Origin of the sequence: Parachlamydia sp. AcF125 (genome assembly GCF_018342475.1) — a bacterium.
Classification (GTDB): Bacteria; Chlamydiota; Chlamydiia; order Chlamydiales; family Parachlamydiaceae; genus Parachlamydia.
In genome coordinates this window covers 293,935-319,300 of record NZ_JAEMUD010000003.1, presented here as the reverse complement: position 1 = coordinate 319,300, position 25,366 = coordinate 293,935, and the positions used below count along the sequence as shown (strand labels likewise).

The window sequence follows — 25,366 nt, the reverse complement described above, 5'->3', positions numbered from 1 at the left end:
GGTTTTGCTTGAGCTCAGGATAAGGGATAGTCTACAGTATAAAATTTTTGATTTGAGATTCCTCGGCAAACAGCTAATTTTAATTTAAGTTGATAAATCATGGCTATGACTGCCAGGAGAGCCACGTAGACCTTAGGAATTAAGGTAAAGAGCCCTCCTTTAGGTTTTACCAGTTTTTTCAGTGGATGGAAAATAACACGGTCTTTCAAAACAGAGTGAAGCGAGAATTCAGAGTGTTCGGGGATACAATCGAGACCATCGTTCGGATTTTAATATCTACTTAAAAGCCATGGATGCGATTTCCATTGACTTGGAATAGATGATGGATAAAAATGTAGGAAAAAGTTAAAATTTACCAACATTATTATCCATGAATGCAAGACAGAAAGCTATAAAGCTCTTTAAAAAAAACCAAGGGCTTCTTCGGACTGCCGAAGCGATCCGTTTGGGCATTCATCCTCGCCTGATCTACCAGTTGCGAGATGAAGGGCTATTAGAGCAATTGGCTAAAGGGACTTACAGGCTGGTTGAAGCGCCTGATTTTTCCGAGACAGATCTGGTTCTTGTTTCCAAGAAAATTCCTCAGGGCATCATATGTTTGATTTCAGCTCTGGCTTATCATGAACTCACGACCCAAATTCCCCACTTTGTGTATATTGCCATTCCTACGAAGTCAAGACAGTCTCGATTAGATTATCCACCTATTCGTTACTTTTATTATTCTGAAAAATTTTATAAGACGGGTATTAAAACAGCATCAATTGGAGGCTATCCAGTCAAAATTTATAATATCGAAAAAACTTTAGCTGATTGTGTTAAGTTTCGTAATAAAATTGGCATGGATGTTGTCATTGAAGCGTTAAAGATGTACTGGCAACGCAAAAGAACTCGGATTGATCGATTATATGAATATGCAAAAATGAATCGGGTTGAAAAAGTGCTTCAACCTATTATGGAAACCATAGTGAGCCAATAAAAATGGAGAGGGTTAAAAAGAATCTAGATGAGTCGATCTACAGTCGCTTAAAGAATGTCGCGAGGCAGAGAAAAAGACCAGTCCAGGAAGTGCTGAAATATTATGCAATGGAACGTTTTTTATATCGCTTGAGCGTATCTCCTTATCAAAATGCCTTTTATCTAAAGGGAGGTTTGATGTTAAAGGTTTGGAATCCTATGAGCCATCGAGCTACAGTGGATATTGATCTTCTTGCAAAGACTTCAAATTCTATAGAAAATTTGCAAAAAATTATTAATGCTATTTGCGATATCGAGGTATTCTCTGATGGTTTGAAATTTGCTTCAGAAACATTGAAATTATCGGAAGCGCAGTTAGAAGCTGAATATCGTGGGATCAGTGCCGCTTTTTCAGCCCACTTATTTACGGCAAAGTTCCCCTTGCGAATAGATTTTGGGTTTAGTGATACTATTCTACCTCATCCTGCTGTAATCAAGTATCCTACTCTTTTAGATTTCCCAGCCCCAGAATTAAGGGGATATACGCCTCAAACATCCATAGCAGAGAAATTTGAATCTATCATACGATTGGGGTTTGCTAATACGCGCATGAAGGACTTCTATGACATATGGTTATTGATACAGCAGTTCGATTTTGATCGAAAAGAACTTCAAGAAATCATTCGCCAAGTTCTAAAAAACCGAGGAACCGCTATTGAAGCTCGTCCAAATGCTTTTTTGGAATCCTTCTATAACCATCCGATTAAAAAAAATAAGTGGAATGCCTTTTTGGAAGATATTTCCCATGAGCCTCTCCCATTTGAGAAGGTTATTAAAGATTTAAGTGAGTTCTTCGCTAAAGTTTTAGAATAGGTACTTAGGTATAAAGATGGGGCGTTCTCCAACTTATCAAAATCTATGGAAAGGGGAAGTACCCTAGAATGCTAACAAATCGCTGTTAATCTCATCTAAATCACCCTTTGTTCAGCAAATAGAGAGATTTTTGAGAGAGAAATAGGGCGAGAAACAATTTTAAAAATCAAAATCAATAAAAAAACATTTTAAAAATCCCAAAGGTTGAGTAGAACTTAAGCGGTTTGGTTTAAGCAAAAAAATTGCCAAAAAGAGGATTTCACCTATAATCTGGCGGATTGGCTAACTGCGATAAAGAGACAGGTGCATGAGGTTTGAGAATTGTAAGGATTTTTTAGAGAACGGAACCATTATGAGTTTGGGAGGGGGAGCTTTTTTGCTCGGCTATGGAGCGCGCACATGGCTAAGTTCCCCTTGCGATTTGTCCCCTAGCTTTTATTTTCCAGACTTTTTTTTACAAACGGCATCTGCTTGGTTTAAGCATGAGTATTGGGAAGAAAGATCTTATGAGGAATTAAAAGATTTCTTTCAACCGATCAAATCAACTAAGCAAGATTGGATCAATTCGGACCGAGAGTATTTTATAAAAGGGTTTGACGATCTGCAAAAGATGTTTTGCCAGGGGAAAATGGAAAAAGCCGTTCCTTTCGCTTTTGAACTATCAAGCCCTTCTATGTCTTGCGAAAAACTTCAAAATTGCCTGTCCCGCTTGTTAGATTATTCGGACGCTCATCCTGTCCATGTGTATGGATTTTGGAATCAGCAAGGCGGCATTTTAGGAGGGACCCCGGAGGTATTATTTAAAATTCAGCAAAAAGAGAAAAGTCTCTTATCTACTCATGCTTGTGCAGGTACCCGCTGTTACGCAGAAGCGGCAAGTTTATTTGATGAAAAAGAAAGGCATGAGCATCAGGTGGTTGTGCGGGGGATTGTGGAGTCGTTAACTCCTTTTGGAAGGATTCAGGTGGGGGAATTAAAAACCTTGCATTTGCCCTTTTTATCCCATCTTATCACTCCCATCGAAGTGGAATTGCATGCTTTGGCAGATTTTGAGAAAATTGTGCAGGCCTTGCATCCAACCCCAGCTTTGGGGGGCTTTCCTAAGAAAGAGAGTTTTGATTGGATGAAAGATTACCAAACGACGGTTAAACGTGCCCGCTTTGGGGCACCAGCTGGGTATATCTACAAAAACTTAGCAAGCTGTTTTGTCTCTATCCGCAATGTGCAATGGAATGCCGAACGTATGATGATTGGAGCGGGTTGCGGAGTGGTGGCAAAAAGCCAAGTCGATCACGAATGGAAGGAGATTAACCTAAAAATGCAATCAATTAAGGAAATGCTTGATTTATGAGCAAAATTTTGGCTTTAAAAGTGCTGGAAGAAGCCCTTAAAAAAGGGGTGCAGGAATTTTGCATTTGTGCAGCTTCTCGAAATGCAGATTTTGTTAAAATTTTAAATCAAGCGATTGGCATTCGGGTTTATTCTTGGTTTGAAGAACGGTCTGCTGGCTACTTTGCTTTGGGCAGAATTAAGCAAACCGGTCGCCCTGTGGGGGTGATTACGACCTCTGGGACTGCAGCGGGGGAGCTACTTCCTGCGATGATGGAAGGGTATTATTCAGGCTTGCCTTTACTTGCCATAACTGCCGATCGGCCACGCAGGTTAAGAGGCACAGGGGCCCCTCAAACAGCCGAGCAAGTGAATTTATATGGTCCTTACGCGATTTTTTCTGAAGATTTGGCGGATGGGGAAAATTGCCACCTTAAAAAATGGGATTTAAGCGCTCCCGCGCACCTCAATGTTTGTCTAGAGGATCCGAGTGGTATGGCTTCTGAGGAAGCTGAAAGGGTAGACTTCCGGGATTTGAAAAAAGAGCCTTTGTATGCTTCCTCAGATGCTGAAAATCCCTTAAACCGCGCTTTATTGGATCAATTTTTTAAGCTATCTAAAAGGCCTTTAGTCATAGTGAGTGCTTTAAAAGTGGTTGATAAAGAGGCCGTGGCCGATTTTTTGGTAAAATTGGGTGCCCCTTGCTATTTAGAAGCAACCTCGGGGTTGCGCGAAAATCCTAAACTGCAGCCTCTTCGCATTACACGCACAGAAAACTTGTGGAAACATGCCGAAAGAGCAGGATATGAAATCGATGGAGTTTTACGTCTTGGAGGGGTTCCCACCGTTCGTCTATGGCGAGATCTCGAGGACCAAAGACAACATGTGCACGTCTGTTCCATTAGCGAGTTGCCATTTGCGGGTCTTAACCGAGGTGCGCATATCCGAACAGCTTTAAAACCTTTTTTTGCGAGCTATGAAAAATTAGTCTCCTTTGAAAGATCGGCGCGCCCTTGGATTGAGGCGGATCAGCAATACCAATTGGCTTTTCAAGCTCTATGCCATGAAGAGCCTGAAGCCGAGCCTTCGATGATCGCCTCTCTTTCAAAATTATTGCCTCCTCGTTCCAGAATATATTTGGGAAATAGTTTGCCTATTCGAGAGTGGGATATGGCTGCTAGCCATGAAGATCGGGATATTCAGGTGGAGGCGAACCGAGGGATGAGTGGAATCGAAGGGCAAATTTCCACCTTTTTAGGATGGTGTGTTCCGCATACTCCTCAGTTTGCTTTGTTAGGGGATTTAACCGCCCTGTATGATTTGGCCGGCCCCTGGATTCTGCCTCAATTGCCACATATTTCAGCTCAAATTATGGTGGTCAATAATCAGGGAGGAAAAATTTTCTCCCGCATGTACAGGGAAGAAATTTTTCAAAATGGACATCAAATTTCATTTCAGCATTTTGCTGCTTTTTGGAATCTCCCTTACGCGCTATGGGAGAGGATCCCCGATCAATTAAAGATAGAGGGTTGCGCTTTGATTGAGTTGCGCCCTAATAGTGAAGCAACCACACGATTTTGGAAAAAATTAGGAACCCTTTAAAGAGATATGGCCATTTCATTATTCGCTTTGCACGGCTTTTTGGGTCTTCCTTCTGATTGGGAGGAGTTTAAGCATTTAAAGCAAGAAACCCAATTGCATTCCGTCCCTCTTTTTGATCCTGCTTTTTATACGAAAGGGAAGGGGCTTAAAGGGTGGGCAGCCTCATTTAATGCCCACGTAATAGGGTTGAAAAATCCCTTTCGGCGGGTTCTTTTGGGATATTCTTTGGGGGCCCGCTTAGCTATGCATGCTCTTTTAGATGCTGAGAAGATTTGGACTGCGGCCATTCTTATCGCAGGGAACTTAGGTTTGCAGACGGAAAGCGAGAAAGCTTCTCGAAGGGTAGCCGATCAGAAGTGGGCAGAAGAATTTAAGACAAAAGGATGGGAAAATTTACTGTTAAAGTGGAACGCCCAGCCAGCTTTTAAAGGAATTTCTCCCCGCTTGAAAAGAAGAGAAACAGAATTTTCGCGAGAACAATTGGTAGACGCCTTGATGACTTGGTCTTTGGGTAATCAGGCCAACTTAAAAATTCCCATGCAGTCGCTCGATCTTCCTATCTTATGGATAGTGGGGGAAGAGGATACTCCCTATGTGCAAATTGCCCAATCGCTCCGCCTTACACATCCTCAATCGGCTATCGCGGTTGTTCCCGGCGCTGCCCATCGCGTGCCTTGGGAAAAGCCTCATTTATTTGAATCGCACGTTGTCAACTTTTTGAAAAAATTATAAGCAAGGAAACCAATGGTTACAGAAAGTTTGTTATGGTCCCCAGTAAAAAAATATGAAGATATTAAGTTTGAAAAAACGGAGGATGGAATTGGGAAAATTACGATCAATCGTCCCCATGTTAGAAATGCCTTTCGCCCTGAAACTGTGATGGAGATGCAAAAGGCTTTTGAATACTGCCGCAACAGCCCTGAGATTGGGGTGATAATTCTGACCGGGGAAGGAAAAGACGCTTTCTGTTCGGGGGGAGATCAAAAAATTCGGGGCGCTGAGGGGTATGTAGGGGATGACGGAGTATCACGCTTAAATGTACTAGACCTTCAAAAGCAGATCCGCTCTTTGCCTAAACCTGTGGTGGCGATGGTTGCGGGGTATGCGATTGGCGGCGGGCATGTATTGCATGTGGTATGCGATTTAACCATTGCGGCAGACAATGCTAAATTTGGTCAAGTTGGCCCCAAAGTGGGATCATTTGACGGAGGATTGGGGAGTAGTTATTTAGCGCGAATTGTGGGGCAAAAAAAAGCGCGTGAGATTTGGTACCTTTGCCGCCAGTATGATGCGCAGCAAGCTTTAGACATGGGGTTGGTGAACTGTGTCGTCCCTTATGAGGAATTAGAAAAAGTAACTTTAGAATGGTGTAGAGAGATTCTTCAACACTCTCCCTTAGCTTTGCGCTGTTTAAAGAGTGCTCTAAATGCTGACTGTGATGGCCAAATCGGGTTGCAAGAATTAGCAGGAAATGCCACCCTGTTGTACTACATGAGTGAAGAAGCCCAAGAAGGGAAGAACGCTTTTCTAGAAAAAAGAAAGCCCGATTTTTCAAAATTTACGCGCCTTCCTTAATTTATTGAGATAGGGCATAAGCGTATGCCCTTACAATCAGGAATATTTTTATGGTTAGTAAAAATTTAACAGCTAAGCTTGAACAGATGCGCCCTTGGATTTTAACCGCACGTCCTAAAACCTTGGTCGCCTCTTTTGTTCCTACATTTATCGGCACCTCGCTAGCGATAGGATTGACAAAAACTTTTGAAGGGTGGACAGCTCTTTTTGCCCTTTTGTCTGCTATTTTTATCCAAACAGGGACAAATCTTGTGAATGACGCCTTGGATTTTCAAAAAGGTGCCGATAATGAAGCCCGTTTGGGGCCTGTGCGAGTGACCCAACTGGGTTTGTTGACTTCTCAACAAATTTTATGGGGAGGATTGTTGAGCTTTCTCTTAGCCCTGTGTGTCGGTATTCCTTTGGTGTTAAAAGGAGGTCCGATTCTTTTTCTAACGCTGGTTCTTTCAGCAATTTGTGGGTATTTGTATACAGGGGGGCCTTTTCCGCTTGCTTATGTCGGGCTAGGGGATTTATTTGTGATTATCTTTTTTGGATGGGTAGCGACTTGCTCAGCTTTTTATCTACAAACAGGTAACTTGGGTATTTTAGCTTTGCTAGCTGGAACTCAAGTGGGCCTCCATTCTACCGTGATGATTGCCATCAATAATTTGCGAGATGTGGAGGGGGATGCTAAGGTGAATAAGCGAACGTTAGCTGTTAGATTTGGAAAGGTATTCGTCCGGAAGGAGATTACTTTTCTCATTTTCTGCCCTTTTATTTTAAACCTTGCGTGGTTAATGGCTGGCTTTTATCTGGCAGCTACCTTGCCTCTGCTACTTTTGCCATTAGCTATCCGCCTCAATCAAGACATCTGGAAAACAGAACCCAGTCCTGCCTATAATGGATTTTTAGCCCGGGGAGCTTTGCTTCATTTTATTTTTGGGGGGCTGCAGGGGCTAGGATTTATCCTGTCTTAGGCCTTTTCCATTTACAGTTCCTGCAAGAGCTGGCTTTGCTGTCAGATAGGAAAAAAGGGCGATGCTAAGTAAGCTGACAGTAAAGCCGGGAATCATTGAAGGAATCTCGAGTTCGAACAACCGATGATTGATTAAGGGCCATATTCCCGCCGTCACACCTCCCAAAATAATTCCCGCGATTGCCCCTTGCCGATTGGCATGCTTAGAATAAAGGGCGGCTAAAACTAGTGGGCCAAAAGAGCATCCTAATCCTGACCACGCATATAATACAGTATCAAGGATAGAAGAATTATTGCTGAAGGCGATTGCTAGAGAAATGAAGGAAACGAGAACCACACCGATCCTTGAAACGAGCAACAGCTCCTTTGAAGAAGCGTGGGAATGAAACATATGTTTGTAAAGATCTTCGCTTAAAATCGAACTACACACTAAGATCTGCGAGTCCATCGTGGACATATTGGCGGCTAAGATGGCGCAGATAATGAAAGACGCTGAAAAGGGATGGAACAAACTTTGCACAATATCAATAAATAAGAGTTCGGGGTTGTCTAAAGGTTCATTAAAAAAGCCGATGGCTACAAACCCAATTGCAACGGAGCCAGTGAGGGCCACAACTTGCCAAGCCATACCCACATATTTTGATTTATTGATCTCTTCAGGGTTTTTAATTCCCATAAATTTGGTTAAGATATGTGGCATCCCAAAATATCCTAATCCCCACCCTAAAATAGGAAGAAGAATGCTTCCATAGGAAGTGGCGGAGATTTTGTGGAAGAAACCTGTCTGGATATCTTGCACGGCTGCGGCTTGTGCAATCGTTTCTAATCCGTTAGGTAGATGGATGTAAGCCATAACAGGTACGAAAACAATAATAAAGAGCAAGAAAAGGGCTTGGAAGAGGTCGATCCAGGCAATCGTTGTAAAGCCCCCAAAAGAGGTGTAGAACACCACCACAAATAAGGCGATTGTAAGGCCCATATAATAATCAATTCCAAAGACAGATTCAAATAAACGACCCATAGCGATCATGCCTGCTGACAGGTAGCAGGTTAAAAAGATCAGAGCCATAGAAGCTGTTAAGAGGCGAATGGTTCCGCTTCGGTCATTAAAGCGGCTTTCAAAATAACTCGATAAGGTATAGCTTTGATACCTTTCTGTTTCTTGGCGCAATTTCTTGGCAATATACTGCCAATTGAGAAACATGCCAAGCAAAAGTCCAAACGCAATCCAAGATTGAGATAGCCCTCCTAGCATAACCGCAGCAGGCAGCGCCATAAAGAGCCAAGCACTCATATCACTGGCATGGGCGGATAAGGCAGTTAACCAAAAGTTCAAGGAGCGATTCCCTAAAATGAAATCTGCCGAAGTGCGGAGTCTTTGGTGTGCGATAACGCCGATTGTAACAAGAATAGTAAAATAGGTGAGAAAGGCAGCTAAAGCGTATAAATCCATAAATTTCACGTTGGGAGTAAGGGGTATCTTGGCTTCAAAGTATGAAAGAGATCGCTTTTGGGTTTTGTAAGAAAAGCTACTCTAACTTCGGAAGTTAAATTGTGGACAATTATTATGAATTGCTTACGCAAAGTCAAGAGATATTTAGTTTGTTTTGAAGAAATAATTTGTCTTTTTATGGGGGTGTTTAAGGTGATTAATACCCAGCGGTAGCCTTAATGAGCGATTCACTTTTTTGCTCCAGCTGGATTGTCCATAGCGTTTTATAAAAGCCTATTATAAGATCTCCGTCTCCAGCACTTCTCTATTTTTATTCACGCATAGTATCTATTGCAAAATCCAAGAATAAGGGTTAGTATGGTTAACTTAAATTGAAATGAAGCTTTTGACTTGATAACAGAAAAAAAGGTATTTCTGGAGCAAAAATGGCCCCTAGTGCTATTCGAAAGACCGCTGATGAAGATTACGAACATATCAACCGCCTTTTAAGGGTGTCTTAACAAAAGGGCGTCCTGCTTTCGGTTGAAGGTTCGTATACCAATAAAGAGAACCTCTTTCCCGTTCCCATGAAATCCACAGCTAAGCTTCAAGTATGCCCATCCCCTGCCTTTCTTTAATTCAGGTGGTTTTGGTACCATACATCAGGAATAAATGGCTCTGCCTTTGCTAACTCTAGGAGAAATCATGCACAAAGCAAAAATTGTAATTATTGGCTCAGGTCCCGCTGGATATACTGCTGCTATTTATGCTGCCCGCGCAAATCTTCAACCCGTTCTTTTTGAAGGGTTCTATTCTGGTGTTGCGGGGGGGCAGTTGATGACTACAACAGAGGTCGAAAATTTTCCTGGATTTCCCCAAGGTATTACTGGGCCTGCTTTAGTGGATAATTTTCGTCAGCAAGCCCTCCGCTTTAATACGACGTTTTTAAGCGAGGATGTGGCAGCAGTTGACTTTAGCCAACACCCTTATATCGTTTATGGAACCAAAATGACCTATCAGGCGGATGCAGTCATTATTTCAACCGGAGCAAGTGCGAATCGTTTGAATATCCCTGGAGCTAATGACGGAGAATTTTGGCAAAAAGGTGTGACGGCATGTGCCGTATGTGACGGGGCAATGCCTATTTTTAGAAACAAAGACTTATATGTGGTGGGTGGCGGAGATTCAGCAGTAGAAGAGGCTTTGTATCTGACTAAATTTGCAAGTAAGGTTTATCTGGTGCATAGGCGAGACGAATTGCGTGCATCCAAAATTATGCAAGAGCGAGCTAAGAATCATCCTAAAGTGGAGATCCTATGGAGCCATGTCATTGAGCGCATTGAAGGGGATGATGTTGTTAGGCAGGTGGTATTAAAAGATTTGAAAACCAGCCAAGAAACTAGGCGAGAAGCGGGGGGAGTCTTTTTCGCAGTAGGGCATACTCCTAATACAGCCTTTTTAAAAAATCAGCTCGACCTGCACGATAACGGTTATATTAAAGTAAAGCCAGGCACCTGCCAAACAAGCAAAGAGCTTGTATTTGCCTGTGGAGATGTACAAGATCATGTGTATCGGCAAGCGATCACAGCCGCTGGAACAGGCTGTATGGCTGCGATTGAAGCGGAAAGAGAGCTTGCCGCGCGGGGGCATATCTAAGAATGCGAAAAATTTTGCTTTTCTCCCTTTTTTTGTGGGGTTGCTTTTCTATATCTATTAGCCATGCCTTGGACTTTTCCCCTTGGTATGGGCGTAATTTAGAAATCCAAAGCCGTTTGTTCAACAGAATTCAAGCCTATTCTTCAGTTAATGCCAAAGGATCGAGCCGCTATTCTTCTACAGATTACTTCTTAGAGGGGAGCTTATCGGTTCCTATTCTAGACCTTATCAACGTGGAAATTGAATGTGGTTTTCTTAAGACGCACCGGCATAGCTTTAACTTTGACCATTTAAGTTTGCTAGGACGTTATTTATGGATGAATGATGTGATTGGAGAACGTGTAAGTTTAGTCACGGGGGTAGCTTTTACCCAAGTATTTAGGCAAGGTCTAAATGATATCAGCGTTTTTCATCATGGGGGCTTCGAAATAGAGCCACACATTGCCTGGGGAAAAGAGGTTAGCAGCGAAGAATTTTGGACATCACGTGGATGGGGCTTGCTTGCTCTAGGGATCGCGGATCAGGGGGCTCCTTGGATTCGGGCCAATCTTCACTGGGAGAATAATCATGGGGATCGACATCAATGGGGGATGTTTGTGCGTTCTTTGTGGGGCTTAGGAACGAGAAGGTTGCGTATCCATAAGTTTCAGGGGTATGGCAGAGTTCGACACCAGTCTGTTGATTGCGGGGCCAAGTATCAATATGCATGGGATTCTACGGCTACGGCTGAGATAGAATTTGGGATGCGGGTGTATGCTCATAATTGCCCGCGTACAGCAAGCCAATTGACCATTTCGATCCTTTATCCCTTTGGTCTTTAACAAATCTTTTTACCAGCTTTGATGTTTAGCTTCATCGGTCCAGATAGCACAGGCGGTGGCGTACTCTTTGCAGTGGCTGATTGAAATGAAAATTTGGGTATCGGGGGGAAGGCGAAGTTCCAAAGCCGCGGATAAGCGAACATGAGGCTTCCCTGAAGGATCGTTGAGGATTTCAAGGTCTGTCCATGCAACTTGCGTTCCGAAACCTGTGCCAAATGCTTTGACGATTGCTTCTTTGGCAGCAAAGCGTCCAGCAAAGTGACGATCTGATTGCCGATACTGCAGGCAATAAGCTTGCTCTTGGTTTGTGAATAGGCGGTCAAGAAACTTTTGACCGTATTGCTCAATGTTCTTTGCTATGCGGCTAATTTCAATAATATCATTCCCTATTCCAAGGATGGCCATTTTTTAATTCTCCGCATGCAAAGGGCTTTTATATCGTGTAGTAGTTTTTATTTTTAACCTTAAGATCGGCAGCTTCTTGTTCAGGAAGATCAGGAGTGAGTTCGTCGTCAGATGCGTTGCAAAATATCATCCGCCCAGAAGCTGTATGCTTGACTGATAAAACATAGGCTTTGATTTCTTCTCCAATAAATTCAGCTCCTCCATTGACAACCACCATGGTTCCATCTTTCAAATATCCCACGCCTTGGCGAGGCTCTTTCCCATACCTTTGAATTTTAATTGTGAGGCATTCTCCTGTTTGGGTCATGGGTTTTAAAGCATTGGACAGAAAATGAATATTGATAATCGAAATTTCGTCCGAACTTTGGGGGGTACGGCTCATGTCAGCTGTTAAAATTTTTGCCGGTAAAACGGTGGCAAGGCGATTTAATTTCGCCCTGGTGTCTCCTCCCAGATCAGTGAAATCTATATCGGAATGCCGAAGTTCTAAGTGGGGAAGAGCTTCTAGTTTTTTGATGATATCAAGAGCTGCGCGACCCTTAGCTTTGCTTTGTTCATCGATTTGATCCGCGAACTGCTGTAATTCTTTTGTGACAAACGAAGGGATGATTAAATGGTTGTCCAAAATGCCCGAAGCAGCTAAGTCAATAATCCTAGGATCCATAAGAGCAGAGGAATCAATCAATATGTTAGAAGTATAGCTGGTGCTGGCTTCTTTCTTTTTCCAATAAGACTGGAGTTGAAGCTTATAAGCAGTGTGGAAAAGAGCGCTTAAGCTAAAGTAGATCGAAATTAGAAAAACGCTAGCTTTAAAAAGAGAGGCGATCTCAGCAGAGGGGCTGTAAAAAGATAAAGGCTGCAAGATTGTCCAAAGGGCTTCTCCCATAAAGTTCCCGAGGACGATACCTGCTAATGTAAGGGCAAATTCAATGATTCCGAAACGCTTCCAGGTGCTTTCTAACCCCACGATAATAAAGCTTGCGACTAATCCTCCTAAAATTCCCATAGAAAGGTTGAGGAATGGGGAGAAACTAAGGGGATAAATTGTGACATAAGCTAGGGCAATAAGAACGGCGAATGCCACAAAAAATGCGCGGATACATACGAGAGAAATACTCATCATTTTAATTAAGTCCTCTTAATTTTTCAGTCGATCTTTGTTGTATTCTGATCACTATATTGTTACGGTCTTGCTAATGTTTTCTGATTTTAGTCCACCATCTGGAGTCCGAAATGAAAAATCAAACCTTTAAGCATTGCTCGCATTAAATAAAGCTATTCTCATGTGGTTTTTGAAAACTGGTTTTCTTGAGGAAAACGAGGTGAGCACGAAAAATAGCAGAAGGCTAAGCGGTTTTGCGGATAAGCCTCATGTGTTTATATTTGATTAAACAATTGACTTGAGGATGGCAGCCAGACCGTCCCCAACTTGGTATAATTGAACGGTCTATTTTTTGTCTATATATTAAAAAAAATAACAGGCGGGAAATTAGATCTGTTTCGAAATCTCTTTTGTTTATCTTTCTTCTCTTTATTCCATTTTTTTTGTGGATTTAAGGGAATTCAAACGTTTTTCTACTTGTTGCCTATTTGCAAGTCATCGAAGGTCGCTTATTTAGGATTTCCCAATTTTATCCATAAGCTGTATAAAAAGCTGGGCTTTTAAGAAGGGAGTCAACAGCGACCTTTAGAGGGGGAGATCGCTGTAGTGCGATAGAATGGAGGCTATTAAGAAAAGTCCCTGTTTTTCCTCCTTTTAAATCTATTGACGCTTTCATCAGCCAAGTTATATCATTGTCTTGTAAACCTGAGGAAACCCTTTCAATTCAGCTTGTAATCGATAAAAGAGCAGGCTTAAGACGCTGCAGGCTCAGCTTGCAGGGTAAAGAGCTTTATAGCAGGGGCCTTAGCGGCATGGACTTACTTATGAAGAACTTGATATTTCTCTATCTATTCTCAACAGAACACGTTTTTGCCGTTAATGCAGCCCAAAATAATGTTGTTCCTCGGATAAGAGGGCAGGGTCCAACTCCAAGAGCCTTCAGGCGAGGATGGGTCCAATCGTTTATTATATGTTAAATCTATTTAAGGAAGAGTATGTTTAAAGTCAGTCATAAAACTTTAATCGTGATTGCAGGTTCAATGTGGATTGGAATTGGCGTTTTTTTATTGCAACTGGGATTAGGATTTTTAATGGAAGCCGTGCAATCTTTGCTTTTGCAATCGGAAGGGACGTATCCGTTAATGAACCAATTAAGTGCGGTAGGAGAAGTGAAGATTGCAGCTTTAGCCCTTGTGGTGTTAAGCCTTTTGACAGGATTTTTTAAGGGGCGGGTTGTCTTGAAAAAAGCAGTCTTGCGAAACTTGCTGAGAATTAAAGCTTTTTCTGACCCCACTCATCTTCTCAACATTTACAGTAGAGGAAATTTCCTTCTAATTGTGGCGATGATAGGATTAGGGGTGATGATGCGTGTGTTAGGGATGCCTTCAGATGTGCGGGCTTTCATCGATATTGCCGTTGGAACAGCGTTAATTCAGGGAGGTATTTACTATCTGAGATCTGCGCTTCCTCGCATGGAGCAGATTTAATAAGCCATTATTTGTGGTAGCGAGAGCCTTTGGCAATTTCGAGGGCTCGATAAATTTGTTCAATCAAAACCACACGTGCAATTTGATGGGTAAATGTTAAAAGTGAAAGGCTGATGGCTTCTTTATTTTGTTTGAGAAACAAGGGAAGCCCCTCAGCTCCTCCAATAACAAATGTTAAGCGGCTTCCCCCTTCTTCTAGTTTACGCATGAGAAATGAGGAAAACTGCTCGCTAGAAAGCATTTTTCCCTGGGGATCTAGGCAAACCACCAAGGGTTCGCGGCTAACGAGAGCCATCAGTTGAGGGTCATCCTTAGCCCATACCCATTCCATTTCAACCTGTCCTTGAAGCCTTTTTTGGTATTCTTCAATAGCCGTATTGAGCCATGTTTCTTTGGTTTTGCCAACAGATAAAATTTTGATTTTTAACATGGAAGCTTAAGTTGCATTTTTAAGGGCTCTTTGCATTTTACGGGTATCTTCTTTTTCTCGAATAGAATCCCGTTTGTCGATGTTTTTCTTTCCTTTTGCTGTAGCGATGCGGACCTTGACTCTTCCATTTTTTAAGAAAAAAGCTAAAGGAATCAAGGTAAGTCCTTTTTCCTGCACGGCTTCTTTCAAGCGCAAGATTTCTCGCTTGTGCATCAAAAGTTTACGTTGCCGCCTTTCGTCGTGATTATGAATATTGCCAAAACGGTAAGGCGCAATATTGCATCCAAGCAGCCATAACTCGTCGTCGAAAATTTTAACGTAAGCTTCTTGGAGGCTTCCTCCATGATCGCGTAAAGATTTGATTTCGGTGCCTAAAAGAACAATACCTGTTTCGAATGTTTGCAAAATTTCATAGTTAAAGGTGGCACGGCGGTTGGAAACGAGCTCTTGCTTTTGTTCATTCATAATAGATGATCAGTTAGGTTGAGTTGATGGCAAGTTAGCAGGAGCAGGGCTGTTTTTGGTTATCTACCATGCGGGCTTGAATAGGCCTTTAGAATTTCTGCGCTGCTCATAAATAGTATAGGACAAAACAGTAAATAATGCTATGATTTCTTCATTTGAATGTCTGCCCATAAAACACGTCCCATTAAACGCTTGTAGGGACTTTAGAGCTTAAGTTAAGGAAAAAAACATGAAGTTTGTGATTTCAACGCAGGAACTAAATTTTTTGGTTAATAAATGTCTAAACATCGTTTCACAAAAAGCGACTATTCCGATTCTTTCCAATTTTCTTATGGAGGCAAAAAATGGAGAGTTGATTTTAACAGCCACAGATTTAACGGTGGGAGTCCGTTGCCATACTGAAGCGAAAGTCCTTGAAGAAGGAGCGACAGCATTACCAGCAAAGCGATTTGCTCAATTAATTCGAGAACTTACTTCTATAAATGTGGAAATTTCGACAAACGATAATGAAACCACCCAGATCAGCGCCGATAGCTCTCGTTTCAAATTGCATGGAATGAATAAAAGTGAATTTCCTTCGTTGCCCCAAATGGAAGGAGCCGTACAATTTAAGATTTCAGAAAGCGATCTAAAGGAGATGCTGTTTTGCACAGCCTTTGCTGTTTCCAGAGATGATAACCGATTTGCTTTGACAGGTGTGTTTATGCAAATTACTGAGGGAAAGGCGATATTTGCAGGAACAGATGGAAAACGGTTATCAAGAACTTACCTTTCTTTAGGTTTGGATGCTGCGTTTAATGGAAATTACATTCTTCCTATTAAAGCAGTAGAAGAAATCTTAAAAAACCTTTCAGATAGTGGAGAAGCAACGGTTTACTTGATGCATGATAAAATTGGAATAGAAACCACTAATACCCTGCTTGTTACGAAGCTACTCTCCGGGGATTATCCGGATGTTAGCCGCGTGATCCCTTCTCAATTAGAAACTGTCTTAAGCCTTCATAGAGAAGAACTCATTACCCTTCTGCGACAAGTTTCCTTATTCACAGTGGATACTTCTCATTCTGTGCGCTTTACCTTTACTGAAGGGGAGCTTCGCTTAGCTGCCAATACCATGGAAATTGGAGAAGGCAAAGTGAGCATGCCGGTGAATTACACGGGGCCACGTCTAGAAATTGCCTTTAATCCGATCTACTTTTTGGATATTTTGCGACATAGCAAAGGAGAGACTGTCACAATGGGTTTAACGGATCCTTTTAACCCTGGAGTGATTACAGATAAGGAAGGGATTTCCCAAATTAATTCATCCGTGAGTCCTTTATTTGTCTTGATGCCTATGCGCTTAAATGAAGATGCATAAATGGGTATGTTCTTACGTACGCTCCATTTGCATCAATTTCGCTCATATCGAGAAGCTAGTTTTGATTTTTCCCCTTCTATTAATGTAATTTGTGGTCCTAATGCGGTGGGAAAAACTACCCTTTTAGAGGCCATCCATTTTTTAATGGCTGGCCGCTCTTTTAGGACCTCTCAAATAGCTGACCTTATCCATACAAAGTCTGCTTATTTTTCGCTTGAAGCTACCTTTATCAAGCAAGGGATCGAGCAGAGCTTAAAAGTTTTCTACAATGGGAAGGAAAGAAAAGTCATTTTGAATCACACCTCTTACCATTCCTTCATCTATTTGTTAGGAGTATTTTATGGAGTGTGCATAAGCCCTGATGATTCAGCTCTCATTAAAGGGGCCCCTGTAATGCGCCGCGCCTTTCTTGATTTGCAACTTGCTCAAAGCGATCCTTTGTACGTTCATAAATTAACCCGCTTTAATCGCGCTATGCGGCAGCGAAACTACTTGTTAAGAGGGAAAAATTTAACCACCATCGAAAGTTGGGAATATGAAATGGCTCATGCCGCCTCTTACCTTATCTTAAAACGAGCGGCAATTACCCATGAATTGTGCCAAAAAGGATCTCAGATTTATGAGCAATTAAGTGCAGATCGTGAAAAATTATCGGTCATTTATAAAACGGCTGCTCCACAAGGAGCTTCTGAAGAGGAATTAAAAAATTATTATTTAGAACAATTTCAAAAGCTTCGCAAAAAAGAGAGCGAGTTAGGGTATACCTTAATAGGACCGCACAAAGACGATTTACATTTATATTTAAATGACAAAGAAGCTCGTTATTTTGCGAGTGAAGGGCAGCAGCGCAGTTTCGTTGCTGCTTTAAAACTGGCAGAATGGGACTCCCTTAAGGCTATCACGGGAGAGACCCCTCTCATGTTGATTGACGATGCAGGCATGGGCTGGGATTCCTTTCGCAAGGCTAAATTATTCCAATATATTGAAGGATTGCATCAAGTCTTTCTAACTACTACGCAAGAGATGCCAAGGGGCGAAGGCATCTCTTCAGAAAAGCGAACGATTCGCTTAGCCTAAGCATAATCATCGAGCGCATGGTAGCCATAAGAGGTGATGCAAAAACAGCGCTTGCCTTTATGCGTGCCTGTAGAGACAATCCCTCCCACTAAAAGATAAAGAAAAATAAATGTTTCCAAAAAGTCCATTTCTTCTACTGAATAAGAGGGGAGGGTATATCTCCATCTCTTTCCTTTAGGGACGAGCATAATGTTGTCAGCACGTCCAATAGGAGCCGTGAATCCTTTTAAGAAATCTTGGTAGTAAATCCACCCCTTTTTACGGACCGACTTTAAGAATTTTAATATTTCGCGTGTATCTTTATCAAAAAATTGCGATTGAGAAGTAAGAAATTTCATAAGAGAGCTTTGATATGCCCCTAAAGCTCGAGTTTCCAAGTCTTTTTGCAGCCATTCGATCGATTTGGGATGTTGACGCAGCCATCCTTCATCTTCAAAAGCAAGCTCTAATTCGATAAGTTGTTCTGATAGCTGAGAAAGATAAGCTTGCGAAGAGACTAAAGTAGAAATATGGGGGAGCATTTCCAGGGTTTTATCTTGTAACGTATGGTAGGGAATAGGGGCTTGCCCTAGATGTCGAGTTAATACAGTTAAATCGTGCACAAATCCAAAAGGAAAGGGGTGCCTATTTTCAATGAGGTCTACCTCTTTAATGGGTGAGGGGGCCATGTTTTGCTTAAATAAAAGGAATTCACTCCACTCATGAAAGGGGATTAGCATTTCTTCCCAGCCATTACCTTTTCTCTCATATTTTGAACAGCAAAGAAGATTGAACTCTAAACGCATTACACATTCGGCAAATTCCTTGTCTTTTAGTTGGTATTTATTTTTTAAAAAGGAGCTGGAAAGAGAAAGAGAAGAGGAAGCAAAAACTTCAGAAGCGATTGCATACAAAAGAGGTTCTTCCACCTCAATTTCCTGCAAATATCTTTCATAAATTTTGGGGGTCAGCAAGTGTTTATTAATGATCGCCTGAATAATATGCGTAGAATTTTTGGGAATCGTATACCATACGGGGAGTAAGTGAATAGGAACTTGATTTAACAATCCTTGTAAAAATTCAATGGAGGGTTCAAAATCTGTGCTAAAGCGAGAAATATGCAATTCATAGTATTTGCGCATTTCTTTATTGATGAGAATTTTTTTACCCTGAATTTGCAGCAATTTTAAACGAGCAAATTTTTCAAGCGAAAGAATCATCTCCTCTTCGTTGAGGTTTAATTCGTCTTCTAGCTCTTGAAAATTCATCGTTAATGAGCCATTTAAAATCACATCCAGAAGATCAATTTCTAATGGAGAAAAAGAAGCCATCTGTAGGCGATTTTCTAAATCCTTTTCATAAGGATAATCACTCAAGTTGATCCGAGATTTTTTTGGTTGGGGCTTTAACATAAGTATATCACGCTTAATTAGTTATTATTAATGAAGTTGAATATTGTAGCAAATGTTTAATTGAACTGTTTGTTTATTATTTAATTTAAAGCCGGCTTGTTTTAGTATAAATTTTAAAATATAATTGTAATAAAAACAATAATAAATGTAGTTAATTTAATTTTTGTTTTATGTGATTAAAGAAAGGTGCTTAAAATCATTTTAGGTAAGAAAAGCTGAAAAAAATCTATCCTTTTTTGGCCTTGCTAATAAAAAAGGTACGAAAAGAATCAACAGGCTGCTAAATATAGGGATAAAAGAAATAAAAGGAGAGGTGTCATGGCTGAGATGCGAAAAAGGAAGCATTCTTTGGGTAACCAGGCAGAAATGAAATATGAAGAGACATTGGAAGAAGTCGCCGATGCGGTGGTTGACAGCTTAAAAGAGGGCTACCGGAATGATCTAGAACCTTTTGAACTTTATGCTGAAAGAATTAAATCTAAAATCTATTCCACGATGGGGAATTTTCGAGAAAGATTAGCAAAAGGGTATCAAGTTTTGCTGGATGAAGTCAAAAAACAATAATTTTTACAAGTCAATTAGGCTGACTATGGATCAAATGGATGAGTTTCACATTCCTAAACAAGTGTTAAAAAAATTGAAAAATGTGGATCACCTGCGCCAAGAAATGGCCGCAGGAAAAAGCCTAAGAGAAATTATCGGTTACTCTGAAGAAACCATGGAAAAATTTTATGGGGCTGCTTATCGGCTTTTCCAAGCAAAAGAATACGGGAAAGCTTCGGACGCTTTTTTATTTTTAACTACTCTAGATTCCCAGGTTCACAATTATTGGCTAGGATTAGGGATGTCAGAACAGCTTAAAAAGGAATACGAGGGGGCTTTAGTGGCTTATGGAATGGCGCTCATGACAGAAGTGACCAATCCTGTGCCACATTATCACTCTGCTTCTTGTTATTTAGCAGTGGGAGATAATGAAAATGCAAAAAATTCTCTTTTGCTTGCCATTGAATATGCAGGTAACCACGAGCAATTTGCTAAAATCAAACAACAAGCAGAAACTGTTCTTGCACAGCTTTCAAAATGAGTGATCTTCATCTCCGCTGTATGTATCGCAGCGCTGCAGCTAGCAGAACGCCAAAGTCGATGGCAATAAATAAGAAATAGTAAAAGTGGTCTCCAGATCCAAACCCATAACTATGAAGTCCTGTTCCTAAAATATAGTTGACTCCGTACCAAGTGAAAATAATCGATTGCATCCCTACAGCTGCCCCAAAAGCGAGCCCGAAGCTTTTAATGTGGTGAAAGCGATAGAGATGGATCCAGAACAGATAAATGCAGCTCGAAATAAAAGCCCACGATTCTTTCGGATCCCAATCCCAAAAACGTCCCCAACTTTCTGCAGCCCAAACCCCCCCTAGCAAAGTGCCTGGTATTAAAAGGGCTGTGCCTACATACATGGAATGCAAGATTAAAGGCTCCAATTTTTTTGCCCAATCGCGCTCTTCTAGGTGAAAGGAATAGGCATAAAGTAAAAGATGACCTAGGATACCACAGAGTAGAAAAAAACTATAGCTTCCCACAATCATCAACACGTGAATAGTGAGCCAATATTGCGAATCGAGCACGGCTTGCACATTTTCTAGGCCAGTATTTAAGCGAGAAACAGAAAGTAAAGCAAGCAGAGGAATTGTAACTATGCAGGCTCCTAAGAGGGGAAAAATATTCTGAAAAAACCGATAAAAGAAAAAGCTAGCACAGACTGCCACCCAGGGGACATATAAGAGCGTTTCGAACATGTTTGAAACAGGGGGCCTTTGCAAAATATAGCAGCGAAGAGCTAGAAGCCCCGTGTGGCAAACAAAGCCTAAAATCATCCAAAATATCGCTATGTTTTTTGAAAATTTGTTCTTTAAGCTATAAGCTAAAAAAAAGCAAAAACCCGAACAGACATAAAAAAAGAGAGCGTATTCGAGCAATGGGAAAGAGTAATAAAAAGCTTCTAAGTGCAATTGATTGGTAGAAGGGTAAGAAAGCTGCTTGCCAGCGCTTTTGCGGTAAACTGTGTTTTCAAGGGAAGAATAGCCTTCTTTCAACCCTTTAATTAGTCTGTGGAAGTCCTTAGAGCCATTTTCTTTTAAAAGCGCCAGGTAGGCCGTCTGAATGTCGTTAAATAGAGAATCGGAGTAAAGTGTAAAGTTTGAAATAGGCTTTAAAAGTCCTGTTTCAGGATCAAAAACCTCTAAGCTTAAGGCCGAGAGGGAAACCCATCTATCTTTTGGGGCTTTTAAAGGAAGCATTTGAAATTCACTGCCACTTTCTAAAATTCGGGAGAGGAGAGGAAATTTTTCCTCTAAAAATAGCGCAATTTCTTGAGAGGTGAGTTGCTTATCTTTCAAAACCTGGACAATTGAGGCAAGGGGAAACTCTTTTTGTTTGAGTTTAACATACCGATTCAGGCGCCTAAGCATTTCATGGCTTTCTTGGGCGATGCGTTGATCAAGAGGTTCCCCTGTATTTAAAACCATCCCTTCAGTGAGATGTTGCCAGGGAGAATGTTTGGGTGTTGAAACGACCAGGATGTCTCCTCCTTGCCGTTTTATCCATAACCCCGGCGCAAGGGAAGTTAGCTCAATTAGAGAAGGGCTTGTCTCCCTTAGGGAATCCAGGTAAATTTTGGGAATTAAATGTCGCATAACCGCCAAATTGGTCTCTGGCTGTTCAAACAAAGCTTGATGAAGCTCATGATAACTAAAAAGTGAGGTTTGAGGTGAAAATCCAAGCATGATTTTTAATGCAGGAGAGTCGATTTTAAATAAAGGCTGATGGTCGAAAGAAGGGTGGCCATAAAGGAAAAGGTTCCAAAGAAAATCGGGACTTTTTGTAGCGGTGTGAAACAGATCAAGCTCTGAAAGAAGCGTATAAGCATTTAAAGGGCGGAAACGGCCTTGATACAAAACAGGAAGCTTATAAAAATCTGAGTGTTCAAAATTTGTAGCCCCGATTTGAACGACCGCGCATAAAAAAAATAACCAATATTTGACCAGGTTCACAGCTCTCTCCTTTCAAAGCTTTTCCAAAATCTAGGGTTCCTTAGGAAAAATGTAAAGGAAAGTTTGTTTAAAGCTTTACTTAGAAAATGGGTGGGAGTAGCTATGTATGGGAATTAAAGGGTGTCTTAATTCTATCCATGGAAATAAAAGCATACAAGTACCTGCACAGTTTCTAAAGCAGGTTAATAATAGGGATAAGTAAGCAAGGGTTCTTTTTTCCTTACAACTTGCGCGGGGCATAAACTTGAGATTTTCTTCTCGGCTTTCAATTATTTTACTTAGCTGAAGGGCTAGTATAGAAGCTTATGGAAATTGCAAAGCCTTTCCATGCTGACAAGCAGATCATTTGCAATAAAAAAGGGAAGTACAACTGCGCTCTTTTTCGGAATTTTTTATCTCTTATAATTTGTAGTACTTCCCTATATTTACTCCTGTTAGGTACGACCTTCGAACCATCTAATGGCTTCGAATGGGTTAGCTTAAAACTCTTAAAGAGAGATTAACTTCTGAGCTATTAGCCATTCGATCATTTATATCCGCAATTTTTAGGCCTTTACAAGCTAGCCAACTTTTGCTAATCCTATGGAAATCTTAGAGAAGGCTTCATTTTTTTTAATTTCATCAGGGATTGCCTGTGCAATTTCTAGCGCCTTCTCAAATTGGTTGTCTTCAGCCAATAGGATAGAAATCTCAAAGAGAGCTTGGCTTTTGGAGTATTTACCAGACATTGCCTGTGCAATTTCTAGCGCCTTCTCAAATTGGCTGGATTTAGCCAATAGGGTAGAAATCTTAGAGAGAGCTTTGTTTTGTTGGTCTGGAGCGGAAAATCCGGATCTTAGCTGGTCCTTAGGGATTGCCTGTGCAATTTTAAGCGCTTTCTCAAATTGGCTGGCTTCAGCCAATAGGATAGAAATCTTAGAGAGAGCTTTGTTTCTTAGGACTAGAGGGAAACTTAAAGAAATTTCATATCCCTCTTCGATTGCGTCTGCAATTTCAAGCGCTTTCTCAAATTGGCTGGCTTTAGCCAATAAGATAGAAATCTTAGAGAGAGCTTTGTTTTTTTCATATTGATTAGAAACTGTCTGTGCCATTTCCAATGCCTTCTCAAATTGGCCGGCTCTAGCTAAGAAGATAGAAATCCCGCTGAAGGCTTTGCTTCTTGGGCGTCCAATAACACGCCCGTTTCCTTCGCCTAGAATAGGGATTGTCTGTGCAATTTCAAGCGCTTTCTCAAATTGGTTGGCTTTAGCCAATACGATTGAAATCTTAGAGAGAGCTTGGTTTTTTTTGGCTAGAGTGGAACCTTCATACATTTTATTTTTCTCACGGATTGCCCGTGCAATTACAAGCGCCTTCTCAATTTGGTTGGCTTTAGCTAATAGGACGGAAATTTCAGAGATAGCTTCATTTTTTTGATCTGTATAAGAAGAGATTGCTTGTGCAATTTCCAGCCCCTTATCAAATTGGTTAGCTTGGGCCAGTAGGATAGAAATCTTAAAAAAAGCTGCGTCTTTTTTGAATGCACTAGAGATTGTCTGTGCCATTTCTAAAGCCTTCTCAAATTGGCTGGCTTTAGCCAATAAGATGGAAAGCTTAAGAAAAGCTCCATCTTTTTGGTCTCTATCAGAGACGGTTTGTACCATTTTCAACGCCTTTTCAAATTGGCTGGCTTCGGCCCATAGTATAGAGATCTCAGCGAAAACTTTGCTTTTATAGCATTCAATAGAAATGATTGACTGTGCAATTTCTAATGCTTTCTCAAATTGGTTAGTTTGGGCCAGTAGGATAGAAATCTTAGAGAAAGCCTCATTTTTTTCGGGGTTGCTAGAAATCGCCTGTGCAATTTCCAGCGCCTTTTCAAATTGGTTGGTTTTGAACAATAGGATAGAAATCTTAGAGAAAGCCTCATCTTTTTCGTATTGATTAGAGATTGTCTGTGCGGTTTCCAGCGCCTTCTCAAATTGGCGGGCTTCAGCCAATAGGATAGAAATTGCCAAGAAAGCTTTGCTTTGGTCGTATGCATTAGGGATTGTCTGTGCAATTTCCAGCGCCTTTTCAAATTGGCTGGCTTCAGCCAATACGATAGAAATTGCCAAGAAAGCTTTGTTTTGGTCGTATACATTAGGAAGTGCCTGGGCAATTTCTAGCGCCTTCTCAAAGTGGGAGGCTCTAGCCAATAGGTTTGAAATTGCCAACAAAGCTTTGTCTTGGTGGTGATTATCAGGGATGGCCTGGGCAATTTCAAGCGCCTTTTCAAATTGGCGGGTTCCTGCTAAGTCCTTAGAGAAGTTGTACAAAGCGTCGTCTAGATTGAACTTAAGATAAGGACTCTTAAGTTTTTTTGAAATTACAATGGCTTTATCCCCTTGCTTTTTTTTTATGAATTCCATACCAATCATCAGGAGGTCTTGGCCGTTTTTATTAATTTTTTCAGCAGCTTTAAAAGCTTGCTCGTATCGGTCCTTTGTGATTAACCAAAAAGCTACATCTCTGAGAATACCTAAGTCCTCATCAAGCAGCTCTATGAACTCAGTAACTTTATCAAATAGGTCTCTATATATGAGGTCTTCTATGAGCTTTATTGCAACCTTCTGAATGTATATCTTGTCAGATACGAGCTTAAAAAATTTAACAAAGGCCCAAGGCAATTCCAAACCTTTAGATCGCGCTTCCAATGCTTGCAAGGCCTTTTTATCATAAGATCTTACCACTATCAAAAGTTTAACATAAGTCTCCCAAAGGGTGCTTGCTAATTGGCTAGTTGTGTTGGCGGGTGAAAAGCTAAGTCCATTTTTTATGTTTTCTAGGTCCTTTATTTTTTTTTGCCAAAAAGTGTCAATTTCACATGCCGGCAGATTGCCCTTACTGTTACCAAGGAGAGAGAGATTGTGTTGAAAGGTGCCATGGTCAATTGTGCATTGAATAAAAGTGCGGAGGAGTAAAGCCTGCTTTTTTTTATTCACTTCTATAATCAAGGCATTCCATATTTTATTTACGTTTGAGCAGCTTCTATAGTTTTCCCAGGGAAGATGAAGCAATATATTCTCAAGCATTTCCTGAGGGAGATCGCTTATTTCAAGAGGCTTAGCAAGGCCTTTTATTTCAAGGGGAGTGCCTGAAAGTAGAGAATGAATTTTGTTAATGACCTTATGAATGCCGTTTTCTTCTTCTTTTTCACATTTATGGATGTTAGCCTTAAGCTTTTCAAGCACCCGGATTAAAACTAGTTGATCTTTTGCTTCTATAAATTGTTGATATTTCTCTACAAATTTGTGCACTTTTTGCGAGACTTTTAAAGGAGCTGTTTGCACCATACTTGTATTGCTAATCTCTTCAATTTCTTTTAAGTGAGAACCAAAGCTTTCTCTGTTAATTTGAAAAGTCATCATATCCACCTTT

Annotated in this window: 22 protein-coding genes; 14 read left to right on the top strand and 8 right to left on the bottom strand. The window is 41.0% G+C overall.

Annotated features, from left to right (window positions below; translation table 11 throughout):
- Positions 1-370: 370 nt before the first annotated feature.
- The 7 genes from PARA125_RS07575 (at position 371) to menA (ending at position 7,292) form a co-directional block, all read left to right on the top strand.
- Positions 371-976: a type IV toxin-antitoxin system AbiEi family antitoxin domain-containing protein gene (locus tag PARA125_RS07575; RefSeq protein WP_213158256.1), complete on the top strand. Its 606-nt coding sequence runs from the start codon at positions 371-373 to the stop codon at positions 974-976.
- A 2-nt stretch (positions 977-978) separates the two neighbouring features.
- Positions 979-1,827, top strand: coding sequence for a nucleotidyl transferase AbiEii/AbiGii toxin family protein (locus PARA125_RS07570; protein ID WP_349305703.1), 849 nt, complete (start codon positions 979-981; stop codon positions 1,825-1,827).
- A gap of 307 nt (positions 1,828-2,134) precedes the next feature.
- Complete coding sequence (locus PARA125_RS07565) at positions 2,135-3,178, top strand: chorismate-binding protein (protein ID WP_213158252.1); 1,044 nt, start codon at positions 2,135-2,137, stop codon at positions 3,176-3,178.
- Positions 3,175-4,758: a 2-succinyl-5-enolpyruvyl-6-hydroxy-3-cyclohexene-1-carboxylic-acid synthase gene (gene menD, locus PARA125_RS07560; RefSeq protein WP_213158251.1), complete on the top strand. Its 1,584-nt coding sequence runs from the start codon at positions 3,175-3,177 to the stop codon at positions 4,756-4,758. The genes PARA125_RS07565 and menD overlap by 4 nt, the downstream gene beginning before the upstream one ends.
- A 6-nt stretch (positions 4,759-4,764) precedes the next feature.
- Positions 4,765-5,490, top strand: coding sequence for an alpha/beta fold hydrolase (locus tag PARA125_RS07555; RefSeq protein WP_213158249.1), 726 nt, complete (start codon positions 4,765-4,767; stop codon positions 5,488-5,490).
- A 12-nt stretch (positions 5,491-5,502) separates the two neighbouring features.
- Complete coding sequence (gene menB, locus PARA125_RS07550; RefSeq protein WP_213158247.1) at positions 5,503-6,333, top strand: 1,4-dihydroxy-2-naphthoyl-CoA synthase; 831 nt, start codon at positions 5,503-5,505, stop codon at positions 6,331-6,333.
- 50 nt (positions 6,334-6,383) lie between these two features.
- Entirely contained in the window at positions 6,384-7,292 is a 909-nt protein-coding gene (menA, locus tag PARA125_RS07545; RefSeq protein ID WP_213158246.1) for a 1,4-dihydroxy-2-naphthoate octaprenyltransferase, read from the top strand.
- Here menA and PARA125_RS07540 read toward each other — a convergent pair.
- The gene (locus PARA125_RS07540) at positions 7,272-8,744 is read right to left on the bottom strand and encodes a sodium/proline symporter (RefSeq protein WP_213158244.1); all 1,473 of its coding nucleotides are present in this window, start codon (positions 8,742-8,744) and stop codon (positions 7,272-7,274) included. The two genes, menA and PARA125_RS07540, sit on opposite strands and share 21 nt — an antisense overlap.
- 684 nt (positions 8,745-9,428) lie before the next feature.
- Between PARA125_RS07540 and trxB the strand changes: the two genes are divergently transcribed.
- A complete protein-coding gene (gene trxB, locus PARA125_RS07535; protein WP_213158242.1) occupies positions 9,429-10,379 on the top strand; it encodes a thioredoxin-disulfide reductase in 951 nt (316 codons plus the stop codon).
- A gap of 2 nt (positions 10,380-10,381) precedes the next feature.
- A complete protein-coding gene (locus PARA125_RS07530; protein ID WP_213158240.1) occupies positions 10,382-11,200 on the top strand; it encodes a hypothetical protein in 819 nt (272 codons plus the stop codon).
- Positions 11,201-11,209: 9 nt separating this feature from the next.
- Here PARA125_RS07530 and acpS read toward each other — a convergent pair whose 3' ends face one another.
- Both acpS and PARA125_RS07520 read right to left on the bottom strand, forming a co-directional pair.
- The gene (gene acpS, locus PARA125_RS07525; RefSeq protein WP_213158239.1) at positions 11,210-11,605 is read right to left on the bottom strand and encodes a holo-ACP synthase; all 396 of its coding nucleotides are present in this window, start codon (positions 11,603-11,605) and stop codon (positions 11,210-11,212) included.
- A 28-nt stretch (positions 11,606-11,633) separates the two neighbouring features.
- Positions 11,634-12,728, bottom strand: coding sequence for a PIN/TRAM domain-containing protein (locus tag PARA125_RS07520; protein ID WP_213158237.1), 1,095 nt, complete (start codon positions 12,726-12,728; stop codon positions 11,634-11,636).
- 974 nt (positions 12,729-13,702) lie between these two features.
- Between PARA125_RS07520 and PARA125_RS07515 the strand changes: the two genes are divergently transcribed.
- Entirely contained in the window at positions 13,703-14,194 is a 492-nt protein-coding gene (locus PARA125_RS07515) for a hypothetical protein (RefSeq protein ID WP_213158235.1), read from the top strand.
- Between the two features lie 7 nt (positions 14,195-14,201).
- Here the strand turns inward: PARA125_RS07515 and PARA125_RS07510 are convergent, their stop codons facing one another.
- Together PARA125_RS07510 and smpB are read right to left on the bottom strand one after the other, a co-directional pair.
- Complete coding sequence (locus PARA125_RS07510; protein ID WP_213158233.1) at positions 14,202-14,624, bottom strand: 23S rRNA (pseudouridine(1915)-N(3))-methyltransferase RlmH; 423 nt, start codon at positions 14,622-14,624, stop codon at positions 14,202-14,204.
- A 6-nt stretch (positions 14,625-14,630) separates the two neighbouring features.
- A complete protein-coding gene (smpB, locus tag PARA125_RS07505; protein WP_213158231.1) occupies positions 14,631-15,089 on the bottom strand; it encodes an SsrA-binding protein SmpB in 459 nt (152 codons plus the stop codon).
- Between the two features lie 229 nt (positions 15,090-15,318).
- Between smpB and dnaN the strand changes: the two genes are divergently transcribed.
- Together dnaN and recF are read left to right on the top strand one after the other, a co-directional pair.
- Positions 15,319-16,449, top strand: a complete 1,131-nt coding sequence (dnaN, locus tag PARA125_RS07500) for a DNA polymerase III subunit beta (RefSeq protein ID WP_213158230.1) — start codon at positions 15,319-15,321, stop codon at positions 16,447-16,449.
- Positions 16,450-17,526, top strand: a complete 1,077-nt coding sequence (recF, locus tag PARA125_RS07495) for a DNA replication/repair protein RecF (RefSeq protein ID WP_213158229.1) — start codon at positions 16,450-16,452, stop codon at positions 17,524-17,526. It begins immediately after the preceding gene.
- On the opposite strand, the gene PARA125_RS07490 is transcribed toward recF, so the two are convergent.
- Complete coding sequence (locus PARA125_RS07490) at positions 17,523-18,917, bottom strand: hypothetical protein (protein WP_213158227.1); 1,395 nt, start codon at positions 18,915-18,917, stop codon at positions 17,523-17,525. The two genes, recF and PARA125_RS07490, sit on opposite strands and share 4 nt — an antisense overlap.
- A 318-nt stretch (positions 18,918-19,235) precedes the next feature.
- Here PARA125_RS07490 and PARA125_RS07485 point away from each other — a divergent pair, with 318 nt between their 5' ends.
- Positions 19,236-19,481, top strand: a complete 246-nt coding sequence (locus tag PARA125_RS07485) for a hypothetical protein (RefSeq protein WP_213158225.1) — start codon at positions 19,236-19,238, stop codon at positions 19,479-19,481.
- A gap of 25 nt (positions 19,482-19,506) precedes the next feature.
- On the top strand, positions 19,507-20,001 hold the full coding sequence (locus tag PARA125_RS07480; RefSeq protein ID WP_213158224.1) for a SycD/LcrH family type III secretion system chaperone: 495 nt from the start codon (positions 19,507-19,509) through the stop codon (positions 19,999-20,001).
- 7 nt (positions 20,002-20,008) lie between these two features.
- Here the strand turns inward: PARA125_RS07480 and PARA125_RS07475 are convergent, their stop codons facing one another.
- Positions 20,009-21,967 (bottom strand): cytochrome c biogenesis protein, encoded by a 1,959-nt coding sequence (locus PARA125_RS07475; RefSeq protein WP_213158223.1) that lies wholly within the window; start codon positions 21,965-21,967, stop codon positions 20,009-20,011.
- A gap of 560 nt (positions 21,968-22,527) precedes the next feature.
- Positions 22,528-25,356 (bottom strand): F-box protein, encoded by a 2,829-nt coding sequence (locus PARA125_RS07470; RefSeq protein WP_213158220.1) that lies wholly within the window; start codon positions 25,354-25,356, stop codon positions 22,528-22,530.
- Positions 25,357-25,366: the final 10 nt, after the last annotated feature.